Origin of the sequence: Mesorhizobium sp. Z1-4 (assembly GCF_004000235.1) — a bacterium.
Taxonomy (GTDB): Bacteria; Pseudomonadota; Alphaproteobacteria; order Rhizobiales; family Rhizobiaceae; genus RCIO01.
In genome coordinates this window covers 1-5,901 of sequence record NZ_RCIO01000014.1, presented here as the reverse complement: position 1 = coordinate 5,901, position 5,901 = coordinate 1, and the positions used below count along the sequence as shown (strand labels likewise).

Below are 5,901 nucleotides of genomic sequence, written 5' to 3'. Positions count from 1 at the left end.
GCATCGTCGTAGCCGTAGAGCGCGTCCATCAGCTCTTGCTTCGAGCGGGTCGCACCTTCGTGGCGCGCAAGATGCGTGAGAAGCCGACCCTCTGTTATGGTCGCGTGCGTCGATATTTCGGGGCCCGTAATCAGACCACTGTCGGGAAAGAACCTGCATCCGGCAAAGCGCAGCTGCAGATGGTCAACATAGCCTACCCGCTCGGCGATCACCTTCAGGCGCGCTGCGAGTTCTGTAGGGTCGATGTTCGATGCCTGGGCGTCATCGCAGCCGGCGGATAATGCATCGCCCCGCGCTTGCGCGCGCAGGTGCGGTGCCGCGTCGAGGTAGTGGATCAGCGCGATCAGGCGGTTGAAGACGTTGCCTTCGCGCAGGCGCCGGATCGTCTCGGCCGCCGACGTTCCGCCCATCGACCAAAGAATGCCGATAGCCTCTTTGTCGCGGTAAAGCTGCGAACTGAAATCAGCCAGGTCAGGAGATGCGTGCAGTTGCATCCCGGCCATCTGTGCCGCCATCAGATACCGGCGCTCAAACGACTGGTAGGGCGTGAACACGATCGCGCGCACGGTCATTGAAAACCTCCCGCTACGAACACGAGCAGGAACGAGACGCATACAATGGCTACACCTGTCGCCACGGCGCCGGTGCGTGAATGAGTTGGCGTGCGATAGCGCATCAAGCGGCCCTCCCGTGGTTCACTCGAAGGTCCATGAACGCCCTTTGATGGCGTTGGGGGATCGTGTTTGCCCGCTGCCATGAGACCGCGATACCGATGGCTTCGGCTGCGTCGTGTGCTGCCTTTTTGGTGTCAGGCAGTGGAATGCGCTGACGGCGCGCCATTTCCACGGCGCTCGCCTTCCAGTTCTCCGGCGGCTTGTAGCCCTGACCGAAATACGCGCTTCGCCAGGTGCGATCGGCAATCATCGCGTAAGGAATACCGAGCCCGTTCAGGACGCCGATCGCCGCGCCCGCCAGACCGGCGAGCTTGATCGTCGTCTTTGCGTTGATCATTCGCTTGTCGCCGGGCTTGGCCGGGCCACCGCCATAGTCGACAACGACACCCAGCGGCCGCTCAATCACCGCGAAGTCGGGCCGGGTTTCCGTCAGAAGCGACCGGAGTGCGTCGTCGAAGTCGTCGACCGCATCCCAGACAGTATCGCCTTCCGATTCCACTGCCAGGCAGCGCCACAGCGACGGCGATGTGGAAGGGTTGACCCACGCGACACCGCACGACGTGGCGATGTCCAAACCGGCAATGATCGGCATGACTTCCTCCCCTTCGGTGGACTAGGCGCGCAGATGGTCGCCGCGCTCGATGGCCCGGTTGATGCGGGCACTACCCCAGCCAGGTTGGTCGGCATGCGCCTCGCGGAAGCGCCGTTCGGCTTCCATGTTTTCGCGGTAGATGCGCTTTCCGGGCGCCTCGCGCTCCTTTCGCGTGGTGCCGTTCTTGGAAAGCTTCGGGCCCTTCTTCGGCTGACGGAAACCGTGCCCGCCGGTCATCAGCGCCATGGCATTCATACGAGCAAGAAACGGCCCACTGCCCTTCCCGAGCGGGATACCGAGCGTGACGCTCTGAACGATGTCGCGCTCTCGGATGCGATCGAAGACGTTCATCGGCTCTACTCCGCTGGCTGCCGGTTCGCGGTGTCTTCGCCGTTCCACGCCTCGGAGGCGGCCCTGACGATCTCGCCTGTCTGATCGGGCTTCTCGGCCTCTTCGCGCTCTACGGCCGCTGCGCCGAGACCGAAGCCGGCGAAGTCGTCGCCAAGCGCCTTCACGATATCGACGGCATAGTCCCGCGCTTCCTCTTCAAGGTTGTCGAGGCCGTCGCGGGCCTTCTCTTTGGCCGCTTCGATCGCTTCCTCGGCCTTGCGAATGCGCTTCTGGCCGTTGACGATGGCTTTCAGTGTCCCCTTGGTGACGCCCTGCTTTTTCGCATCATCGAAGATGCTCTTCTGCTCGCCGTCGAACTGCTTGTTCAGGTCGCGTTTCCGCTTCTTGAACTCCGCATCGAGCTCGTCGAGCTTGACCTCGCGGTTCTGTTCGATGCGGTCGATCTCGGACGCAAACGACGCGGCTTCTTCCGGCGTCGCGCGGTTCCGGCCTTCACGAATAGTCGCCATTTTTCGTTTCCTTTTCGCTTTAGGCGTTTGCTGGCACGCCGATACGCGGCGCGGTCTGCCGACCGCGGCTCAACGCAGCGTGGCTAGGGCAATAGGGTGTCTCGAGGTCGCAGGGAGCGCCGCAGAAGAACGTTCCCTGCTGGTCGCTATCGGGCTCCACGGGCCATCTGCAGGTGCGCTCGGTGAGCTGCATCAGCGTGATAGGCTGATGGCCTTCCAGCGGGTCCCATGCTGCGGCGCTGGAGATCACCTCGATGCCTGGCGACGTGTCGCGTTGCTCTGCCCTGCCCTTGAAGTCGTTAGGATGGACGGTTGACCGACCGTGCCAGTTGCTACCCACGGCCGTCCGCGCCGACGGTTTCGACGGTGGACGCTTTTTCGTTGGTCTGTTCGGCTGCGCAGGCTTGTTCGGCTTTGCTGGCGGTTCCGGCAGGTCGCCATATCGCCGCAACACACGCGCCACGCTTCCTGCGGACCCGTGCGGTGCGCCGTACTGTGTTTCGATGGCGGAGAATGTCTTGCCGGCAGCGCGGCCGGCTTTGACGGCGGCCTGTTTTTGCTCGGCCGTCATCGCCGCCCACTGCGATTTGGCTTCCGGTACGGTCCGGACATCGCCGAGCCGGTGGCGCTTCTTCAGCCGGCCCATAACCGTGATGATGCTGTTCCTGGTCGCTACGTTCAGTTGCAGGGCGATCTGCTTGGCGGATAGGCCGCGCTTGGCCAGCGGCAGAACCGCGGCTTCCTTTTCAGCGGGCGTCAGTTCCGTCCCTGGTCGGCTTCTTGCGTTCACGACCGCGCCTCCGGTTCACCCAGAGCAGCGACAGCCATGCGATAGGCCGCATGAGCCTCTCTCAGCCGCATATACTGCGTGACCGACATGTCTCTTGGCGGCTGATATCGCAGGCTCCAAAGCACCTGTTGATCGATCTGATGGCGGCCAGCGCAACGTTCCATCGCTGCCGAAGTGGTATCGCCGGGGCCGCGGTGTTCCGCTGCTACCAGCTCAGCTGCCCACTCATGTGCTTGCTGCACGTAAGGCGAATTGATCACAAATTCGCGCGGCTCAAATTCGTCAGCCAGTGATTTTACGACCGCCAGATCATCGTGCGTCAGCCTGAACCACTCGCCGAACTCGCGCGCAGACGAAAAGGTGTGGTGGATGGACTTTTCGCGAGCCCTGTCGCCGGCGACCATGTGAACGACTTCAAGCGTACCGTGTTCGCGCGATAGATGTTTGATGCGCGCCGAAACGCTAGCGCTGAACCCGATTTTTACGAGACCGTCGGCGCGCTTCACGAAGTATATCTTGCCGACCGTCATCAGGGTTTCCCCCGTGGCGCGGTGGTTGGCGCTTCAGCCGTTCGCCCAGCAACAAGATCAGCCAGGCGAACCAGTGCCGGATGGGCATCGGTTGTCTCTCTCTTTTCCTCGTACGCGGCCTCGGCGCGCGTGCCGAACTCAGCCCAATATGCTGTGAACACGGCCATCCAGCGAGAGACTTTCATCTCGCGTGGAGGACGATTCCGGCATTGCATGATTACCGACGCCGGTACCCTGTGCCGGGATTCGAGGCGATGCGCTGCCGCTTCGATTGTGTCTCCCGGTCCGCGATGCTCCTTTCGCAGGAGCTTTCGCGACATGCGTTTGGCCTCTTCGCCAAGCCAGATCGGGTCGTCGACGCGGGCTACATGCATCTTGCTGCCCCCGACAGAACTCTTGTCACGCATGACATGCGATCTCCGTTAGCTTCCTGATCAGCGCTGGACACGCGATCAAGGAAACGAACGGAGAGACGCGATGCGGAACGAGTTAGAGGGGCCACCAAAGCAGACCGGCCCACCATGCGATAAGAGGCCCGGCACGATGGCCGGGAGTTGGCGCCCATGGCGCTTGGGAGACAGCGGGTGGCGGAAAGGTTAGAGATCACAACGCCCTCCGCAGGATGAGCAGAGATACCCCCCCCTCGGTCGACGAACCCAACCAAACAGCGCGGCCATTCGTTTCCGTGCGGTGGACTTGCCCGGGAACGCGATCTGCCTTGGACAGTGGTAGCAGGTGAGAATCATGCGGCGTCCCCCTCGATGGAGGCGGGTGGCGCTTCGAAGAACAGCGCGTCATTCCAGTCGTAACCACGCTCGACGGCAGCGGACCTGATCGCCTGCATTTCCGTCAGAGACGGCGCAACGCCCTTCTCCCAGCGCGAGACCGTGGATTGCGAGACGCCGATGGCGACTGCGAATTCGGCCTGCTTGAGCTTGAAGACTTCGGTTCGGATGTGTCGGATCGCTGACATGAGCGCGGATATTATGCGCATACGGATTTCTGTCAACGAGAAAATTATCCGCGTTCGGATTTTGCACTATGCGCGGACGGATATAGCGTCGCCGCGCGATGAACATGCAGGAAAAAATCCGGCACATCCTCCGCGTCGGCGGCGAGACGCAAAGTCAGCTCGCGCAGCGTGTTGGTGTCTCTCAGTCCACCGTCAACCGGTGGCTTACCGGCTCGGAACCGGAAGGTCACAACCGCGACGTCATTAACGGCCTCTACGCCACGCTCGCTACTGACGTCTCGGAAATCATCCCCAGCCGATCGGTGCCCCTGGTCGGGTATCTTGGCGCAGGCGGTGAAGTTGATCCCGACTTCGAACAGGTGCCCTCCGACGGCCTTGACCAGATCGAACTGCCGTTTCCCCTTCCTGATGACATGGTTGCGTTCAAAGTGCGCGGGACGTCCATGCTTCCTGTGTACCGGCCCGATACAGTGATCGTCACATACCGGGAGCAGAAGAAGCCGATTGAAAGCTTCTTCGGCTTCGATGCAGCGATTCGAACAGATGCCGGCCGCCGCTACATAAAAACGATCAATCGCGGCTCAACTCCCGGACTGGTGAACCTGATTTCTTGGAATGACCCGGTGCCGATTGAGGATGTACGCCCCGCGTGGATCGGCGAGATTTTTGCCGTCCTTCCCCCAGCTGCTTTGCGCAAGGTTGATCGCCAGGGCGGAATCCAAGGCCAGCTCTCTCTGCGTGCTGGATAGCGATTCTCCTACCAGCATTATAAGCAGAAACTGTCTTGACGAGCGTTGAGCGCGCGGATAACCGCGCGCGCTCTCTCGTCCCCGCCCGCACGCGCTCTGAGATTATTCTCTACGTTAGAACATAGAGCTCAGACGGTTAGACGTTGAAGGTTGATTCTCGACGTTAGACCGTAGTGTGCAACCATAACCGTCGAAATGCGCGCGGCGGCTCGCCGTCGCTGTCGGCTCCGGCTCCGCCGCGTCTAGGTCTCACATGATCTCCAACGTTGAGGGCGAGCGTCTCCGCGCGCGCGAGGCGCGTTCCTGTCGCCGACTGTCCGGCTTTCGCGGATAAAGAAAAATCCGTTTGCGCATTATTTCCGCTTGACGTTTATCCGTATGCGCATAATATCCGTGCCACGACCACGGGAGACCGACCGATGAACACCGCCCTTTCGCTGACAATGACCGATCTCGCGAATACCCTCTCTTGCGCATCGCGCCCGACGCGCAGCAAGCGCGTGATCGATGAGGACAGCGGCAAGCAGGTTGGCGCGATCCTGTTCACCACCCTGTCCGACAATCGCGGCGAAATGATCGAATGGTCAACGCCGCACAACGGTGGGTTCGCGGTCGACGAGGCCGACGCTTTGGCCAAGATTGAGCGGGCAATTCTCGCGCGCTCTGCCGAGGAGGCATTCGAGGCAGCATACCGCGCCGAAGTCGACGCGCTGCCGGAGCCGATCCGCTCGCT

General features: G+C 61.7%; 9 protein-coding genes. 2 read left to right on the top strand and 7 right to left on the bottom strand.

Annotated elements, in window-relative coordinates:
• The 7 genes from EP165_RS20150 to EP165_RS20120 form a co-directional block, all read right to left on the bottom strand.
• A partial coding sequence (locus EP165_RS20150) for a response regulator transcription factor (protein ID WP_164743123.1) occupies nucleotides 1-572 on the bottom strand: 572 nt, incomplete at its 3' end.
• A gap of 103 nt (nucleotides 573-675) precedes the next feature.
• Nucleotides 676-1,266, bottom strand: coding sequence for a RuvC family protein (locus tag EP165_RS20145; protein WP_127524652.1), 591 nt, complete (start codon nucleotides 1,264-1,266; stop codon nucleotides 676-678).
• A 21-nt stretch (nucleotides 1,267-1,287) separates the two neighbouring features.
• Nucleotides 1,288-1,617, bottom strand: coding sequence for a hypothetical protein (locus EP165_RS20140; protein ID WP_127524651.1), 330 nt, complete (start codon nucleotides 1,615-1,617; stop codon nucleotides 1,288-1,290).
• 5 nt (nucleotides 1,618-1,622) lie between these two features.
• Complete coding sequence (locus EP165_RS20135) at nucleotides 1,623-2,126, bottom strand: hypothetical protein (RefSeq protein ID WP_127524650.1); 504 nt, start codon at nucleotides 2,124-2,126, stop codon at nucleotides 1,623-1,625.
• Nucleotides 2,127-2,145: 19 nt separating this feature from the next.
• Complete coding sequence (locus EP165_RS20130; RefSeq protein ID WP_127524649.1) at nucleotides 2,146-2,916, bottom strand: GcrA family cell cycle regulator; 771 nt, start codon at nucleotides 2,914-2,916, stop codon at nucleotides 2,146-2,148.
• Nucleotides 2,913-3,446: a GIY-YIG nuclease family protein gene (locus tag EP165_RS20125; RefSeq protein WP_127524648.1), complete on the bottom strand. Its 534-nt coding sequence runs from the start codon at nucleotides 3,444-3,446 to the stop codon at nucleotides 2,913-2,915. Before EP165_RS20125 ends, EP165_RS20130 begins: the two co-directional genes overlap by 4 nt.
• 742 nt (nucleotides 3,447-4,188) lie before the next feature.
• Nucleotides 4,189-4,440 (bottom strand): helix-turn-helix transcriptional regulator, encoded by a 252-nt coding sequence (locus EP165_RS20120; protein ID WP_127524647.1) that lies wholly within the window; start codon nucleotides 4,438-4,440, stop codon nucleotides 4,189-4,191.
• An 83-nt stretch (nucleotides 4,441-4,523) separates the two neighbouring features.
• Here EP165_RS20120 and EP165_RS20115 point away from each other — a divergent pair, with 83 nt between their 5' ends.
• Both EP165_RS20115 and EP165_RS20110 read left to right on the top strand, forming a co-directional pair.
• Entirely contained in the window at nucleotides 4,524-5,168 is a 645-nt protein-coding gene (locus EP165_RS20115; protein ID WP_245440286.1) for a LexA family transcriptional regulator, read from the top strand.
• Between the two features lie 419 nt (nucleotides 5,169-5,587).
• Nucleotides 5,588-5,901: hypothetical protein (locus tag EP165_RS20110; protein WP_164743122.1), on the top strand; the 314-nt coding region annotated here is incomplete at its 3' end.

Bases quoted from the DNA above. Each gene is read 5' to 3' on its own strand.
- EP165_RS20145 (WP_127524652.1), bottom strand. From the start codon at position 1,266: ATGCCGATCATTGCCGGTTTGGACATCGCCACGTCGTGCGGTGTCGCG.
- EP165_RS20140 (WP_127524651.1), bottom strand. From the start codon at position 1,617: ATGAACGTCTTCGATCGCATCCGAGAGCGCGACATCGTTCAGAGCGTC.
- EP165_RS20135 (WP_127524650.1), bottom strand. From the start codon at position 2,126: ATGGCGACTATTCGTGAAGGCCGGAACCGCGCGACGCCGGAAGAAGCC.
- EP165_RS20125 (WP_127524648.1), bottom strand. From the start codon at position 3,446: ATGACGGTCGGCAAGATATACTTCGTGAAGCGCGCCGACGGTCTCGTA.
- EP165_RS20120 (WP_127524647.1), bottom strand. From the start codon at position 4,440: ATGCGCATAATATCCGCGCTCATGTCAGCGATCCGACACATCCGAACC.
- EP165_RS20115 (WP_245440286.1), top strand. From the start codon at position 4,524: ATGCAGGAAAAAATCCGGCACATCCTCCGCGTCGGCGGCGAGACGCAA.